We start from the raw sequence: 15,582 nt of genomic DNA, 5'->3' as shown, positions 1-15,582 counted from the left end.
CATCCGCCGGGCCGACGCGGGGGACCTCGCCCCGTACGTCCGGGAGGACTTCGCCGCACCGTGGTTCGAGGAGGTCGAGACGGCGGTGAACCGGTTCGACCTCAAGCACACCTCGCAGGCGCGGGAGTTCAACGTCGTGCCCGGCGGGCGCGCCGCCGACACCATCGTGGTCACCGGCTACCCGGCCGACCACGGCGAGTTCGGCGGGCTCGGCGGCTGGCAGGCCGACCTCCCGGACGCCGACGTCACCGTCTACGGGCCGCTGCCCACGCTGCCCGACGGGCCCGAGGTGCCGCCCGGCACCCCGGTGCTGTGGACCGGCACGGTGCCGGCGCGCGACGGGGTCCACGAGGTCGGCCACGACCGCGACCACCCCGTCGTCGCACCGACCCGGGCGAGGTACCCCGGCGGCGACTACTTCGTGTTCGTCTACGCGTTCGCCGGCGACGCCCGGGTGGCGCCGTTCGTCAGCCGGTTCGACGACGTGCGCGAGGCGTTCTTCGTCCCGGGGCAGCCCGAGGTCGTCGTCCCGGCGGCGGTCGTGACGCAGGCCCAGCCGCAGGCGGTCCCGGGCGCGCCGATCCACGACCTCGCGCTGGTCACCGGGACCACCGAGGACGGCGACCAGCTCGTGTTCGAGGCGTTCGGTCCGCAGGACCCCACGACCGAGGCGGTGTGCGACGACACGACGCGGCTGTGGACGTCCGACCCGGTGCCGGTCGCCGGTCCGGGGTTCTACGGCTCCGGCGAGGTGGCGGCTCCGGCCGTGGCGGGTGCCGTGCACTGGATCGCGACCCTGGTCGCCGCCGACGGCACCGTCCGGGACAGCGGCGCATGCGGGATGCCCTCCGAGACCACGCTCGTGGTCGACGAGGCTCACGGTCGCGACCACCGCGATGGCCGCCGACGGGGACCCCGTCGTGGGTGTCGAGCTCTGGGACGTCGTCACCGTGGCCGGAACCGTCCCGTCGGACGCGGTCGTGGAGGTGGACCTGTTCCACGCCCCGCCCGGCGAGCCGCTCGTCTGCACCACCCCGGTGTGGACGTCCGCGCCGGTCCCGCTCGATCGGGGGCCGGGCGAGTACCCGACCGAGCGGTACGCGACCACCGGACCGGGCACTTACGGGTTCGTCGAGCGGACCACGGCCGGTGGTGCGGCGGTCTCGACCGGCGTGTGCGGCGACCCCGCCGAGACGGTCACGGTCGCGGCGCCGGAGGAGCCGGCACCGACGCCCGCACCGGCGCAGCCCGACGCCGCCGAGCCCGGCCCCGGTGCCGGTCCGCTCGCGGTGACCGGTACCGACCTCCTGGTCGCCGGCGCCGTCGCTGTCGCGCTCCTGGTCGGGGGCGTGGTGCTCGTGCTGCACCGGGTCCGGCTGCGTCGCGCGCTCGACGAGGTCGAGCCGCTGGCGTAGCGCGACACCGGGCGGGGACGAGGTCGACCGGCGACCGTCCCCGCCCGGTGCTGCCACCCGATCCGCGACCGCACCACCCGGACCGCGACCACGGGTCTACGATCGCCGACGCGCTCCCGGGACCCCGGACGGCCCAGGTCGGGCACCGACCCCGGTCACGGCGCGACGACGACCAGGAGGACCAGCGGATGACGCGCGGTCGGTTGCGGGTCCTGCTCGGGGCGGCGCCCGGGGTGGGCAAGACCTTCGCGATGCTCGAGAGCGGCCGGGACCTGGTGGCCGCGGGCAAGGACGTCGTCGTCGCGGTCGTCGAGACCCACGGCCGCGTCGCGACCGCCGCCCTCGTCGAGGGCCTCGAGGTCGTGCCGCGGCGGGTCGTCTCCCACCGCGGCGTCGAGCTCGCCGAGATGGACCTCGCCGGCGTGCTCGCGCGCGCCCCGCAGGTCGCGCTCGTCGACGAGTACGCGCACACCAACGCGCCGGGGTCCGAGCACGAGAAGCGGTGGCAGGACGTCGCGGCGCTGCTGGACGCCGGCATCCACGTGGTGACCACGGTCAACATCCAGCACATCGCGTCGCTCAACGACGTCGTGCGCACCATCACCGGGGTGCCGCAGCGCGAGACCGTGCCGGACGCGGTGCTGCGCGCCGCGGACGACGTCGAGCTGGTCGACCTCGCGCCGCAGTCGCTGCGCGACCGGCTGTCTGCGGGGGAGGTGTACCCGGCCGAGCGGGTCGACGCGGCCCTGTCGAACTACTTCCGGCTCGGCAACCTCACCGCCCTGCGCGAGCTCGCGCTGCTGTGGCTCGCCGACGAGGTCGACTCCGCGCTGCGGACCTACCGCGCCGAGCACGCCATCGACGCCCCCTGGGAGGCGCGCGAGCGGGTGGTCGTCGCCCTGACCGGCGGCCCCGAGGGGGAGACCCTGCTGCGGCGCGGCGCCCGGATCGCCGCCCGGTCCGCGGGCGGCGAGCTGCTCGCCGTGCACGTCACCGCCCCGACCGGCCTGCGGCAGTCGGACCCCGCGGCGCTCGCGGCCCAGCAGCGGCTCGTCACCGACCTCGGCGGGACCTTCCACCAGGTCGTCGCGGAGGACGTCCCGCGGGCGCTCGTCGAGTTCGCCCGGTCGGCCGACGCGACCCAGCTGGTCATCGGCCTCAGCCGTCGCGGCCGCCTCGCCACCGCGGTCAGCGGGCCCGGGGTCGGGGGCACGGTGATCCGCGACGCGGGTGCGATCGACGTGCACATCGTCACGCACGCCGCCGCCGGCCGGCGCACCACCCTGCCCCAGGTCGGCGGGGCGCTGACCTGGCGCCGGCGGGCCCTCGGACTCGCGATGTCGCTCGTGCTCGGCCCGCTGCTCACCTGGTTGCTGACGTCGACCCGCACCGAGACGTCCCTGGTCGGCGACGTGCTGTCCTACCAGCTGCTCGTCGTGGTCGTGGCGCTGGTCGGCGGGCTGTGGCCGTCGCTGCTCACCGCGGTGCTGTCCGGGCTGAGCCTGGACTACTTCTTCATCGAGCCGGTGCGGACGATCTCCATCGCCGAGTCGCGGCACGCCGTCGCGCTCGTGCTGTACGTGGTGAGCGGCGCGCTGGTCAGCGCCGTCGTGGACCTCGCCGCGCGCCGCAGCCGGGCAGCACAGCGCGCTCGCGCCGAGTCCGAGCTGATGCTCACGGTCGCCGGCGGGGTGCTGCGCGGGCAGGATGCGCTCGCCGCGCTGGTCGACCGGGCTCGGGAGGCGTTCGGCCTCGCGGGCGTGCGGCTGCGGTCCGGCGAGGACGTGCTGGCGCAGTCCGGGACCGTGCGCGCGGACGCGACCGCCGTGCCCGTCGACGAGCGGAGCGTCCTCGAGGTCGACCCCGGCGAGCACCCCGTCACCCGTCGGCTGGCGCGGTTCGGCAGCCGCGACCGCACCGTCGGCCTCGGCGGGACCGACCTCGACGGCGCCGGCAACCGGCTGCTCGGCGTGGTGGTGACCCAGATCGCCGCCGCCCTCGAGCACCAGCGCCTCAGCCGCACCGCGGACGCCGTCGGGCCGCTGCGCGAGACCGACCAGGTGCGGCGCGCCCTGCTGTCGGCGGTCAGCCACGACCTGCGCCGACCGCTGACCGCCGCGACCACCGCCGTCGGCAGCCTCCGGTCGGCGGAGGTGAGCTGGTCGACCGCCGACCGCGAGGAGCTGCTCGCCACCGCCGACGAGAGCCTGCGGACCCTCACCGCGCTGGTCACCGACCTCCTGGACGTCAGCCGTCTTCAGGCCGGCGTGACCGGGGTGTCCACGACGCCGACCGACGTCGACGACGTGGTCCTGCCGGCGCTCGACGAGCTCGGTCTCGGCCCGGACGAGGTGCTCCTCGACCTCGACCCGGACCTGCCCGCGGTGGAGGCCGACCCGGCGCTGCTGCGGCGGGTCCTGGTCAACGTGCTGGCGAACGCCGTGCGCGCCAGCCCCGCCGGGACGCGCGCGCGGGTCCGGACCAGCGCGTTCGCCGACCGGGTCGAGATCCGCGTCGTCGACCACGGTCCCGGGGTGCCGGCGGAGCGGTGGCCGGACCTCTTCGTGCCGTTCCAGCGGCTCGGCGACACCGACAACACCACCGGCCTCGGCCTGGGGCTCGCCCTGTCGCGCGGGTTCACCGAGGGGATGGGTGGCACGCTGACTCCCGAGGACACGCCCGGCGGCGGTCTGACGATGGTGATCGCGCTCCGGCAGTCCGGCGCGACGGGAGAGGGGACGCGCGCGTGAAGATCCTCGTCGCGGACGACGACGCGCAGATCCTGCGCGCGCTGCGGATCACGCTGCGCGCGCGCGGGTACGAGGTGCTGACCGCCACCGACGGAGCCGACGCGCTGAACCAGGCGGTCGAGCACCGGCCGGACCTGTACCTGATCGACCTCGGCATGCCGCACCTCGACGGGGTGGAGCTGATCCAGGGCCTGCGGGGCTGGACCACCGCACCGGTCCTGGTGCTGTCCGGGCGCACCGGGTCGGCGGACAAGGTCGAGGCCCTGGACGCCGGCGCCGACGACTACGTGACCAAGCCGTTCGTGGTCGACGAGCTGCTGGCGCGCGTCCGGGCCCTCACGCGGCGGGTGCCGGGGCAGGACGCCGAGCCGCTGACCCGGATCGGCGACGTGGTGGTGGACCTGACGGCGACGACCGTGACGCGCGACGGGACGCCGCCGGAGCCCGTGCGCCTGACGCCGACGGAGTGGCGCGTGCTGGAGGTCCTGGTCCGCAACGCCGGCCGGCTGGTGACCCGGCAGACCCTGCTGCGCGACATCTGGGGCTCGGAGCACGTGACCGACACCGGGTACCTGCGGCTGTACCTGTCGCAGCTGCGCAAGAAGCTTCGAGCCGGACCCGGTCACGCCCCGGTACCTGCTCACCGAGCCGGGCATGGGGTACCGGTTCGACCCGACCGGCGGTCACCCGGACGGGCCAGCGGTGGCGGGGCCCGCCGGCGACGTCTAGGGTCTGCCGCCCTGACCTGCGGTTCTGTCCGCTCTCGGGTGGTACTTGCCGATCTGTCCGATTTCTGTATAGTTCTACCCGTTGAGCGATAACGGCAAACCCGCTGCAAGGCGGGGACGCAAAGCCACGGGGCCTACAGGGCCAGCCGGGCTACCGAACCAAGGAGAGATCATGACGTACCCCCTCGAGGCCCAGATCCCGACGCAGGCCACCTCGTCGCTGCTCACCCCCGGTGAGGTCGCGGTCATGTTCCGCGTCGACCCCAAGACGGTCACCCGCTGGGCCCAGGCCGGCAAGCTGTCCGCCGTCCGCACCCTCGGCGGCCACCGCCGGTTCCTCGAGTCCGAGGTCATGCAGCTGCTCGGCGGCGTCCCCACGCAGCCCACGCGCTACTGAGCCGCACGGCACGCACACCCTGATCGGCCCCCGCGAGCACCGCTCGCGGGGGCCGATCTGCGTCCGCCTGCGCCTGCTTCCACCCGCGCCTGCGTCCGCCTGCGCCTGCGTCCACCGGCGCCTGCGTCCGCCCGCGCCTGCTTCCACCTGCCGGGGTGGATCCACCCGGTGCGCGTGGAAGATCCGCGCCCGCCGCGCCCGGCGCGTCGGCCCGGATGGATCCACTCGGCGGGCCGGTGGGTCCCGCGGGGTGGATCCACCCCGCGGGCGTGGAAGATTCGCGCGCGCCGCGCCCGGCGGGTCTCCCCGGATGGATCCACCCGGCGGCGCGGCAGGCGGGCGGGCTCGGCGGCGGGCGGGGGTCCGGGCCGGGGCGGGTGGGTCAGAGGGGGTGGGTCAGAGGGGGTCGAGCAGCGTCGACAGCACCGCGCGGCGGACGTCCGCCACCGGGCGCTCGGGCTGGAACGCCAGCCACTCCAGGCCCGCGACCAGGGTGGCCCCGAACATCGCGGCGGCGGTCAGCGACGGGTCGCGGTGCGGCCAGGACGCGGCGACCACCTCGGCGAACACCGCGAACGCCTCGTCGCGGACCTGGCGGATCGAGTCCTGCCAGTCCCGGCCGGTGCGGAACACCTCGGCGACCAGCACCTTGGCGAAGTCGGGGTGCCCCTGGATCTGCGCGAGCAGCTCGTGCACGAGCGCCCCGACGGCGTCGCTCCCGGTGCGACCGTCCGCGGCGCCCCGCAGTGCGGCGGTGAGCGCGAGCTGGCCCTCGGTGAGGACGGTCTCGAACAGCGCGCCCTTGGACCCGAAGTTGTAGTAGACGCTGCCCTTCGCGACCCCGGCACGCTCGGCGATGTCGTCGACCGACGTCGCCGAGAACCCCCGGTCGGCGATCAGCGCGACGGTCGCCGTGATGATCGCCCGGCGGGTGTCCCGGCGTCCGGGTCCGGTGGTGGGCTCGGCCTCGACGTCGACGTCGGCGGCGGGGGTCACGGGCACGGTGGGCATGTCTCTTAGCCTCTCAGATCGGCTGCCGCGGGTCAGATCGACAGCGAGGGGTGCAGGCGGCTCAGCGTCCAGGTCCGCTGCTGCGCCGCGCGCCACGACGTGATCGCGAGCGACCCGACGGTGAACGCCACGAGCGCCAGGACCGACGCCCAGAGGCGCCCGTCGGTGCCGCCGGTGGTGAGCTCGCGCAGTCCGGTGATCGCGTAGGTCATGGGCAGTGCGGGGTGCAGCGCCCGGAAGAACGCGGGTGTGGTCTCCACCGGGTAGGTGCCGCTGGCGGCGGTGAGCTGGAGCATCAGCAGCGCGATGATCGCGACCTTGCCGGCGGCCGCGCCGAGGACCGCGACCAGCATCTGCTGGACCGCGAGGAACGCCGCCGCGACGAGCACGGTGAACGCCACGGTGCCGAGCGCCGTCGACATGCCGAGCCCGAGACCGAAGTGGACCACGGCGAGCAGGACGACGACCTGACCGACGCCGATCGCGAGGGCCGGCAGGTACCCGGCGAACGCGATCCGCCAGCCGCGGGCCGGGGTGGCCAGCCCGCGCGGGGGCAGGGGTCGCAGCAGCAGCCAGGTGATGAGCCCGCCGACGAACAGCGCGAGCGGGATGAAGAACGGCGCGAACCCCTCGCCGTAGTTGCCGGCCTCGGCGACGTCGGTGCTGGTGGACCGCACGGGGTTGCTCAGGGCGTCGGCGCGCTGGGCGCGGGCGCTGTCGTCGTCGTCGGGGATCTGGGCTGCGCCGTCGGCGAGGGAGTCCGCGAGCTGCCGGCTGCCGTCGCCGAGCTGGTCCGTGCCGTCGGCGACCTGGGTGGCCCCGGTCGCGAGCGTGGAGGTGCCGGTGGCGAGCTCCTCGGCCCCGTCGGCGAGGGTGTGCGCGCCGTCGTCGAGGGTCGCGGCGCCGGTCGCGAGCGTGCCGGAGGCGGACGCCAGGTCCGCCGCGCCGGAGGCGACGCGGGCGGTGCCGTCGGCGAGCGTGCCGGCGCCGGTGGCGAGCTCGCCGGACTTCGTGGCGAGCGTGCCGAGCCCGGTGGCGAGCGCGCCGGAGCCGTCGCGGACCTGGTGCGCCCCGTCGACGAGGGCGGCGAGCTGCGCGGCGGACTGCTGCTGCTCCGCGGGCGTCGGCAGGTCGATCCCCGCGGTTGCGGTCTGCATCGCCCCGATCAGGCGCTGGAGCTCCGCGGCTGCTGCGGGGTCGCCCGCCGCCGCCTGCGCCCGGGCGAGGGCGGCGAGGTCGGTGCCGATCGAGGTGAGGTCGCCACCGAGCGTCTGCGCGGCCGTGCTCAGGCCGGTGACCGTCGCGGCGACCTGGTCGACGCCGTCGCTGACCTTCGTGGCGCCCGCGGCCAGGGTGCCCGCGCTGGTCGAGGTGTCCTGCGCGCCGGCGGCGAGCTGCGTCGCGCCCGAGGCGAGGGTGCTCGCGCCGGCGGCCGCGGTGCCCGCGCCGGAGGACAGCGTGCTCGCGCCGGACGCGAGCTGCGCGGAGCCGGAGCCGAGGCGGTCGGCGCCCCGGGCGAGGTCGGTCGAGCCGGACGCGAGCCGGGCCGCTCCGTCGGCCGCGGAGGTGGCGCCGTCCGCGACCTGGTGCGCGCCCGCGGACAGGTCGCCGCTGGCGGCGGTCAGCGTCAGGGCGCCGTCGGACGCCTGCGCGAACCCGTCGCGCGCCGAGCCGAGGCCGACCAGGACCTGGTCGACGGCCTGCTCGCCGATGGTCTCGGACACGGCCGCGCGGATCTGGTTCATCGCGCTGCGCCCGAGCGTCGAGGCGAGGTAGGAGTTCGCGTCGTTGTAGGTGACGTCGAGCTCGGCGGACGTGGGGTCGTCGCCGCCCGCCGACGCGATGTCGGCGGAGAACGTCGCGGGGATGGTCACCGCGAAGTAGTAGGTGCCGTCCCGGACGCCCGCGGCCGCGTCGTCGGCGTCGACCTCGCGCCAGTCGAGCTTGTTCCCGTCCAGCAGCTCGTCCACGACGTCGTCGCCCGCGTGCAGCGGCTCGCCGTCGGACTCGGCGCCCTGGTCGGCGTTCACGAGGGCGACGGGCAGCCGGTCGAGGTTGCCGGTCGGGTCCCAGTACGCCCACAGGTACAGGGCGCCGTAGAGCAGCGGGATCGCGAGCATCGCGACGACGGCGAGCTTGGGCAGCACGCCGCGGCGGAACCGGCGCAGCTCGGTGCCGGTGGACAGGAAGGACATCATCGGGAGACCTCGGGGTGGATCGTGACGCGGGGGTGGGTGCGGGTGGGTCGACGCTCAGCCGGCGGCGGGCACGGCGTGCGGCCCGGTGGCGAGGACCACGTGCTCGGGGGTCGCCCACCAGTCCATCCGGGCGACCTCGTCGAGCGAGGCGACCGAGGCGATCACGGTGGTGCCGGTGGCGGCGACCGCCTCGAGCCGGGTCCAGACCGTCTGCCGGCGGCGGGAGTCGTGCACCTGGTCGAGGTCGTCGACGACGAGCAGGTCGGGCTGCTGGGCGAGCGCGAGCGTGACGCGGAGCAGCATCACGTCGACCTCGTCGAGGTCCCAGATCACGGTGTCGACCCGGGGGAGCGGCCGCTCGCCGAACACGGGCGCGGCGAGCTCGGCGAACGCGTCCTGCCGGACCCGGCCGGTGCGGCGGTACCAGGGGGCCAGCCAGGCCAGCCGCTCGCGGGTGACGTCGCCGACGGTGACGGCCTCGTCGAGGTCGTCGACGCCGCTGAACCCGGCGACGGCGGCCCGGCGCTGCACGGCGCCCCGGCGGCGGGGGAGCGGCTCGCCGAGGACGGTGAGGGCGCTGCCGCGGTCGGGGACCATCCGGCCGGCGAGGGTGAGCAGCAGGCTGGACCGGCCGGCCCCCTGCGGTCCCTGGACGACGGTGAGCGCACCGGCGGGCAGGTCGAGGTCGACCGGGCCGTAGACCGGGCCGCGCGACCCGGTGAGCCGCAGGCCGCGCGCGTGCACGGCGGGCGGGGGCGGCGGGGTGGGGGTCGGCTCCGCGGTGGGGTCGGTCTGCTCGGCCTGCTCGTCCGTCTGGCCGGGCGTGGGCTGCGTGGGTGACACCTGCGCCTCACTGGTTCTTCGCACTGACTGGTCAGTACAAAGATAGGACGACTCGTGCGGGCTGTCATGCGCGGCCGGCGTCTCGCACGTCACACCCGGGCGCACACGGCGACGCACGGCCGTGTCCGATCACCGCCAGAACGAGCGCGTGCGCCGCGGTGGGATGGGTGTCGTGACGACGACCCCAGGCGCGAGGATGAGACCGTGACCCCGCACGACCCGACGCGCACCGCGCCGCACGACCACGCGCGCACCGCGCCGGGCGACCCGCTGTTCGACGAGCGCTACCGCGCCATCGACGCGCGCGACACCCGGTTCGACGGGCAGTTCGTCACCGCCGTGTCCTCGACGGGCATCTACTGCCGGCCGTCCTGCCCGGCCCGGACGCCCCGGCGCGAGCACGTGACGTTCTACCGAACGTCCGCCGCCGCGCACGAGGCCGGCTACCGGGCGTGCAAGCGGTGCCTGCCGGAGGCGACACCGGGCACGCCCGAGTGGGACCTGCGCCGGGACGCGGTCGGTCGCGCCATGCGGCTGATCGCGGACGGCGTGCTCGACCGCGAGGGCGTCGACGCCCTCGGCGCGCGGCTCGGGTACAGCACCCGGCACGTGCACCGGATGCTGGTCGCCGAGCTCGGCGCCGGGCCGGTCGCCCTCGCCCGGGCCCGGCGGGCGCAGACCGCGCGCTCGCTGCTGGTCGGCACGGACCTGCCGTTGGCGGACGTGGCGTTCGCGGCCGGGTTCGGGTCGGTCCGCCAGTTCAACGACACGGTCCGCGAGGTGTTCGCGACCCGGCCGTCCGAGCTGCGGGCGCGCGCCCGCCACCGCGACCGCCCCGGGCCTCGCACCCGCGCCGCCGTGCCCGGTACCGCCGTCCCCGTTCCCGCCGGACCCGCCCTCGCCGCCGGACCCGCCGCCCCCGCCGCCCCCGCCGAGCCGGCCGGCTCGGTCCCGCCCGTCCGGCTGGAGCTCGCCCTGCCGGTCCGGCAGCCGTTCGACGCCCCGGGCGTCCTCGCGTTCCTCGCGGTGCGCGCCGTCCCCGGCGTCGAGGTGGCCGCGCTCGACGACCCGGACCGGCTGCGGTACGCCCGGACGCTCGCGCTCCCGCACGGCCCTGGCGCGGTCGAGGTCGTCGCGACGCGGCAGCGGGACGGCGGGTGGCGGCTCGGGCTGCTGCTCGAGCTGACGTCGCTCTCCGACGTCGGGACCGCGGTCGCCCGGGTGCGGCGGCTGCTCGACCTCGACGCCGACCCGCTCGCGGTGGACGCCGCGCTCGCCGCCGACCCGGCGCTCGCCCCCCTGGTGGCGGCGACGCCCGGCGTCCGGGTGCCTGGCACCGTGGACCCCGCCGAGCTCGTCGTGCGGGCGATCGTCGGGCAGCAGATCTCCGTCGCCGCCGCCCGTGGCCACCTGGCGCGGCTCGTCGCGGTCGCCGGCGCGCCCTCGGTGTCGACGGTCCCGGGCCTCGACCGGCTGTTCCCGACCCCGGAGCAGGTGGTCCGGCACGTCCCGGCTCCGGTGCCCGGTGCAGCGCCCGACCCGGCGCGGCCGCTGCGGCTGCCCGGCCGGCAGGTGGCCGCGGTGCTGGCGGCGGCCGGCGCCCTGGCGGACGGCTCGCTGGCCGTGCACGTCGGGTCCGACCCGGCGGAGCTGCGCGAGGGGCTGGTGGCGCTGCCGGGGATCGGGCCGTGGACGGCCGCGTACGTCGCGATGCGGGTGCTCGGCGACCCGGACGCGTGGCTGGCCGGTGACGTGGCGCTCGTCGCCGGGGCGGTCGCCACGGGTGCGCTGCCCGCCGACCTGACCCGGCCCGCCGCGCACCGGGAAGCTTGCGGCCCGTGCCGCCGGGTGGGCGCCGTGGCGGTCCTACGCGGCGATGCACCTGTGGCAGGCCGCCGCCGGCTGAGGTCCGGCGGAACCCTCCCGGGTCGTGGGAGAATCGCCGGCATGGCGATGAGAGAGATCCGCGTGGTGGGAGACCCGGTGCTGCGCACCCCGTGCGAGCCGGTGACCACCATCGACGCCCGGGTCCGTGGCCTGGTCGAGGACCTGCTCGAGACGGTCGACCACGACGGGCGTGCGGGGCTGGCCGCGAACCAGATCGGGGTCGGCCTGCGGGCGTTCTCCTGGAACATCGACGACGAGCTCGGGTACGTGCTGAACCCGACGATCGTCGAGCTGTCCGAGGACTTCCAGGACGGCGACGAGGGCTGCCTGTCCGTGCCGGACCTGTGGTTCCCGACGCGGCGCGCCTGGTACGCGCGGGTCGTCGGCCACGACCTGGACGGCAAGGAGGTCGTGGTCGAGGGCGTCGAGCTGATGGCCCGGTGCCTGCAGCACGAGGTCGACCACCTGGACGGGCACCTGTACATCGACCGGCTCGACCGGTCCGTGCGCAAGAAGGCGATGCGGGCGATCCGCGAGACCCTCTGACCTGGCTGTCGAAACCGGTCAGATCGGGCAGTTTCCGCTGATGGGGGTCGGAGCGCTGGTGCGCACCGGCCCCCATCGGGCATGCTGTCCCCAGCACGCCGCGAGACCGTGCGTCGCTCCGTGAGCGGGACGAGGTCGTTGGGGAAGACGAACCTCGAGCCGTCAGGAGGGATGACATGGCAGGTGCGATCACCCGCGGTGTCCTTTTCGTGCACTCTGCGCCGCGCGCGCTCTGCCCGCACCTGGAGTGGGCGGCGGGCAACGTGCTGGGCGCACGCGTGTCCATGGAGTGGACCGAGCAACCGGCTGCCCCCGGCATGCTCCGGGCCGAGTTCTCCTGGCAGGGCGCCCAGGGCACGGGCGCGCGCCTGGCCTCGGCCCTGCGCGGCTGGACCCACCTGCGCTACGAGGTGACCGAGGACGCGAGCCACGGCAGCGACGGCGCGCGCTGGAGCCACACGCCGGAGCTCGGGATCTTCCACGCCCAGACGGACGTGCACGGCAACGTCGTCGTCCCCGAGGACCGGATCCGCGCGGCCCTCGAGGCGGCGGAGACCGGGTCCGTGCGCGAGGAGCTCGCGCTCGCGCTCGGGCAGGCGTGGGACGACGAGCTGGAGCCGTTCCGGTACGCCGGCGCGGGTGCCCCGGTGCGGTGGTTGCACCGGGTCGGCTGACGGTTCACGCGGGACTCCTCGGCTGCTCCCAGGGGATTCGCAGGAACCCTCCCTAGCGTCGTGCCTCGTCAGGGATGCGATCGCATTCAACCAGCCCGGTGCGCAGCCGCCGCCGGGGCTGTCGAGGGAGGGCACGACCATGACGCACTCGATCCGCCGCCGCACGCTCGGCCTGCTGTCCGGCCTGTCCGTCCTGGTGGCCGTCGCCGCGTGCGGCACCGCCGACGCCGCCACCGAGGACGACGGCGCGTCGTCCGGCACCACCCAGCCCGACAGCGCCGACGCCGGCAGCACGGACTCCGGCACCGCGGACGCCGGGACCGCCGACACGGGCACGGCCGCCGGCAGCTTCGCCGACGGGACCTACACCGCCGAGGGCTCCTACGACACCCCGGGCGGCCAGGAGTCCATCTCCGTCGAGCTCACCGTCGCCGACGACACCGTCACCGCGGTCACCGTCACCCCGGAGGCGAGCGGCGGCAACGCGGCGCGGTTCCAGGACGAGTTCGCCTCCGGCATCGCCGACGAGGTGGTGGGCAGCCCGCTCGCCGACCTCGCCGTGGACAAGGTGTCGGGCTCCTCGTTGACGGGTGACGGGTTCAACGCCGCGCTCGACCAGATCCGCGCCGATGCGCAGGCGTAGCACCGGGTTCGACGCGATCGGCACCCGCTGGACCATCGACACCCCCGACCCGCTGCCGGTCGAGGTGCTCGCCGCGGTGCACGAGCGCGTCGCCCGCTTCGACCAGGACTGGTCGCGGTTCCGCGCCGACTCCTGGGTGTCCGAGGTCGCCCGCGCCGGCGCCGGCACGTACCCGCTGCCGGCCGACGCCGGACCGCTGCTCGACGCGTACGACGTCGCGGCGGCCTGCACCGACGGGGCCGTCGACCCGCTCGTCGGGCACGCCCTGGAGCAGCTCGGCTACGACGCGGCGTACACGCTGCGCCCGCGCCGCGACGTCGACGGGGCGCTGCTGACCCGGGCCGCGCCGGGCTGGCGGACCGCCGCCCGGCGCGACGCCGGGACGCTGACTCTCGACGAGCCCGCGCTGCTGGACGTCGGGGCCGGGGGCAAGGGCTACCTGGTGGACCTGGTCGCCGGGGTGCTCGACGCGCACGGCCTCACCGAGCACGTGGTGGACGCCGGGGGCGACCTGCGGGCCGCCGTGCCCGAGCCGCTCGCCGTCGCGCTCGAGGACCCCCGCGACCCCACCCGGGCCGTGGGCGTGCTGCGGCTCACCGAGGGCGCGCTGTGCGGCTCGGCGACGAACCGCCGGGCCTGGGCGCCCGGCGTGCACCACGTCGTCGACGCCCGCACCGGCGTCCCGACGTCGGACGTGCTCGCCACCTGGGCGGTCGGACCGTCCGCGCTGGTCGCCGACCTGGCCGCGACCGCGCTGTTCTTCGCCGAGCCCGACCTCGTGGCCGCGCGGTTCGGCGTCCGGTACGTGGTCCTGCGGGCCGACGGCGGTGCCCGCTGGTCGCTCGACCTGGACGGAGAGGTGTTCGCCCGATGATCGGTGCGCTGGACGAGCGGCTGGGCCGCGTGACGATGTACCGCCTGCTGACCCTGGGGCTGTCCGCCCTCGCGGTCGTCGCCGTGGTGCTCGCGGCGACCGGGGCCCTGTTCCTCGACCCCCTCGCCATCGTGGTCAGCGCCGCGGTCGCGGTGGCGTCGTCGGTCGCGAGCGCGTGGCTGGTCGCGCTGGCGCTCCGCACCCGGCCGCACACCGAGTCGGCGGTCATCACCGGCCTGATCCTGCTGTTCCTGTTCTGGCCGACGCTCCAGGCCCGCTACCTCGGGGCGCTCGCGCTCGCCGCCCTGGTCGCGAACCTGTCCAAGTACCTGCTCGCGTGGCGCGGCCGGCACGTGCTCAACCCCGCTGCCGCCGGTGCGCTCGTGATCGGGCTGACCGGCCTCGACTCGACGACCTGGTGGGTGGCGGACCGGTGGCTGCTGGTCCCGGTGCTGCTGCTGACCGCCGTGATCGTCCTCCGGACCCGGCGGTTCGCCCTCGTGGGCGTGTTCGTGCTCGCGTCGGTGGCGTTCGTGACGGTGCGGCTGGTCAGCGGCGAGACCTCGGTGGTCGACGCCGCGAGCACCGCGCTCGTGTCGTACCCGATCCTGTTCCTGGCCGGCGTGATGCTCACCGAGCCGCTGACCCTGCCGCCGCGCCGGTGGCAGCAGCTGCTGGAGGCCGTCGTCGTCGCGGCGGTCCTCGCGGTGCCGTACGACCTCGACCCGCTGCACAGCACGCCCGAGGCGGCGCTCGTCGTCGGCAACCTGCTGGCGTTCGGGTTCGGCCAGCGCGGGGCCGTCCGGCTCACGCTCACCCGGCAGACGCGGCTCACCCCGCGCACGCTGGAGCTCGCGTTCCGCGCGGACCGGCCCGTCCGGTTCCTGCCCGGCCAGTGGGTCGAGCTCACCGTGCCGCACCCGCGCCCCGACGCCCGCGGCACCCGGCGCGTGTTCAGCGTGTCGTCGGCCCCCGCGGCGGACGAGATCACCGTGGCGCTGACGGTCCCCGAGCGGGCCAGCACGTTCAAGCGGGCGCTCGCCTCGCTCCCGGTCGGTACCCGCGTGCGCGCCACGGGCCTCGGCGGCGACTTCGTGCTCCCGGCCGACCCCGCCCGACCGCTGCTGCTGGTCGCCGGCGGCATCGGGGTGACGCCGTTCGCGAGCCAGCTCGCCGCGCTGGCCGCGGCGGGGGAGCAGCGGGACGTCGTGCTCGTCTACTCCGTGGCCGACCACGCGGACCTCGCGTACGCCGGCCCCGCCGCCGCGGCGGGGGCCCGGGTGCTGGTGCTCTCGCCCGACGCCGCCGGCAGCAGCCTGCCCGCCGGGTGGATCCACCTCGGGGAGCGGCGGCTGACCGCGGAGGTCCTCGCGGAGTCGGTCCCGGACCTCGCCGAGCGGGACGCGTACGTCTCCGGGCCGCCCGCGATGGTGGACGGCACCCGGGCGCTGCTGCGGTCGGCCGGGGCGCGGCGGGTGCGGACGGACGCGTTCAGCGGGTACTGAGCCGGGTCGGGCTCCTCGGACCCCCGCCGCGGTCGGCGCGGCATGATCGGCGCTTCCACGGCTGGCGAAGACGGTCCGGCAGGGGTCTTGAGACTCGTCCTGATGTGCGCT

The 15,582-nt window shown here is 76.0% G+C and carries 10 protein-coding genes, 2 pseudogenes and 1 riboswitch; of the genes and pseudogenes, 9 read left to right on the top strand and 3 right to left on the bottom strand.

The window, feature by feature from the left end:
• Positions 1-1,603: 1,603 nt before the first annotated feature.
• The 3 genes and pseudogenes from AC1VL8_RS16570 (at position 1,604) to AC1VL8_RS16560 (ending at position 5,290) form a co-directional block, all read left to right on the top strand.
• Positions 1,604-4,165, top strand: a complete 2,562-nt coding sequence (locus AC1VL8_RS16570; RefSeq protein ID WP_483076269.1) for an ATP-binding protein — start codon at positions 1,604-1,606, stop codon at positions 4,163-4,165.
• Positions 4,162-4,894, top strand: a pseudogene (locus AC1VL8_RS16565) (response regulator). Before AC1VL8_RS16570 ends, AC1VL8_RS16565 begins: the two are co-directional and overlap by 4 nt.
• 83 nt (positions 4,895-4,977) lie before the next feature.
• Positions 4,978-5,052: riboswitch (cyclic di-GMP riboswitch) on the top strand.
• A gap of 13 nt (positions 5,053-5,065) precedes the next feature.
• Positions 5,066-5,290: a BldC family transcriptional regulator gene (locus AC1VL8_RS16560; RefSeq protein WP_389230207.1), complete on the top strand. Its 225-nt coding sequence runs from the start codon at positions 5,066-5,068 to the stop codon at positions 5,288-5,290.
• 396 nt (positions 5,291-5,686) lie between these two features.
• Here the strand turns inward: AC1VL8_RS16560 and AC1VL8_RS16555 are convergent, their stop codons facing one another.
• From AC1VL8_RS16555 to AC1VL8_RS16545, 3 genes are read right to left on the bottom strand one after another with little or no spacing between them, the layout of a single operon-like run.
• The gene (locus tag AC1VL8_RS16555; RefSeq protein WP_483075926.1) at positions 5,687-6,301 is read right to left on the bottom strand and encodes a TetR/AcrR family transcriptional regulator; all 615 of its coding nucleotides are present in this window, start codon (positions 6,299-6,301) and stop codon (positions 5,687-5,689) included.
• A 32-nt stretch (positions 6,302-6,333) separates the two neighbouring features.
• The gene (locus tag AC1VL8_RS16550) at positions 6,334-8,496 is read right to left on the bottom strand and encodes a YhgE/Pip family protein (RefSeq protein WP_483075925.1); all 2,163 of its coding nucleotides are present in this window, start codon (positions 8,494-8,496) and stop codon (positions 6,334-6,336) included.
• Between the two features lie 57 nt (positions 8,497-8,553).
• Complete coding sequence (locus tag AC1VL8_RS16545; protein WP_483075924.1) at positions 8,554-9,342, bottom strand: ATP-binding cassette domain-containing protein; 789 nt, start codon at positions 9,340-9,342, stop codon at positions 8,554-8,556.
• A gap of 66 nt (positions 9,343-9,408) precedes the next feature.
• Here AC1VL8_RS16545 and AC1VL8_RS16540 point away from each other — a divergent pair.
• From AC1VL8_RS16540 to AC1VL8_RS16515, 6 genes and pseudogenes are all read left to right on the top strand, one after another.
• Positions 9,409-10,626, top strand: a pseudogene (locus AC1VL8_RS16540) (bifunctional transcriptional activator/DNA repair enzyme AdaA); the annotation flags it as partial.
• 663 nt (positions 10,627-11,289) lie between these two features.
• Complete coding sequence (gene def, locus AC1VL8_RS16535; RefSeq protein ID WP_389230193.1) at positions 11,290-11,775, top strand: peptide deformylase; 486 nt, start codon at positions 11,290-11,292, stop codon at positions 11,773-11,775.
• 176 nt (positions 11,776-11,951) lie between these two features.
• Positions 11,952-12,449, top strand: coding sequence for a DUF3145 domain-containing protein (locus AC1VL8_RS16530; RefSeq protein ID WP_389230190.1), 498 nt, complete (start codon positions 11,952-11,954; stop codon positions 12,447-12,449).
• Between the two features lie 139 nt (positions 12,450-12,588).
• Positions 12,589-13,092 (top strand): FMN-binding protein, encoded by a 504-nt coding sequence (locus AC1VL8_RS16525; RefSeq protein WP_389230187.1) that lies wholly within the window; start codon positions 12,589-12,591, stop codon positions 13,090-13,092.
• On the top strand, positions 13,079-13,966 hold the full coding sequence (locus AC1VL8_RS16520; protein WP_483075923.1) for an FAD:protein FMN transferase: 888 nt from the start codon (positions 13,079-13,081) through the stop codon (positions 13,964-13,966). Before AC1VL8_RS16525 ends, AC1VL8_RS16520 begins: the two co-directional genes overlap by 14 nt.
• Positions 13,963-15,471, top strand: coding sequence for an FAD-dependent oxidoreductase (locus tag AC1VL8_RS16515; protein WP_483075922.1), 1,509 nt, complete (start codon positions 13,963-13,965; stop codon positions 15,469-15,471). Before AC1VL8_RS16520 ends, AC1VL8_RS16515 begins: the two co-directional genes overlap by 4 nt.
• Positions 15,472-15,582 lie beyond the last annotated feature (111 nt).

It is taken from the genome of Cellulomonas sp. KU4C, assembly GCF_056868065.1.
This window is presented reverse-complemented; position numbering and strand designations above follow the sequence as displayed.

Bases quoted from the DNA above. Each gene is read 5' to 3' on its own strand.
- AC1VL8_RS16570 (WP_483076269.1), top strand. From the start codon at position 1,604: ATGACGCGCGGTCGGTTGCGGGTCCTGCTCGGGGCGGCGCCCGGGGTG.
- AC1VL8_RS16560 (WP_389230207.1), top strand. From the start codon at position 5,066: ATGACGTACCCCCTCGAGGCCCAGATCCCGACGCAGGCCACCTCGTCG.
- AC1VL8_RS16555 (WP_483075926.1), bottom strand. From the start codon at position 6,301: ATGCCCACCGTGCCCGTGACCCCCGCCGCCGACGTCGACGTCGAGGCC.
- AC1VL8_RS16550 (WP_483075925.1), bottom strand. From the start codon at position 8,496: ATGTCCTTCCTGTCCACCGGCACCGAGCTGCGCCGGTTCCGCCGCGGC.
- def (WP_389230193.1), top strand. From the start codon at position 11,290: ATGGCGATGAGAGAGATCCGCGTGGTGGGAGACCCGGTGCTGCGCACC.
- AC1VL8_RS16530 (WP_389230190.1), top strand. From the start codon at position 11,952: ATGGCAGGTGCGATCACCCGCGGTGTCCTTTTCGTGCACTCTGCGCCG.
- AC1VL8_RS16525 (WP_389230187.1), top strand. From the start codon at position 12,589: ATGACGCACTCGATCCGCCGCCGCACGCTCGGCCTGCTGTCCGGCCTG.
- AC1VL8_RS16520 (WP_483075923.1), top strand. From the start codon at position 13,079: ATGCGCAGGCGTAGCACCGGGTTCGACGCGATCGGCACCCGCTGGACC.
- AC1VL8_RS16515 (WP_483075922.1), top strand. From the start codon at position 13,963: ATGATCGGTGCGCTGGACGAGCGGCTGGGCCGCGTGACGATGTACCGC.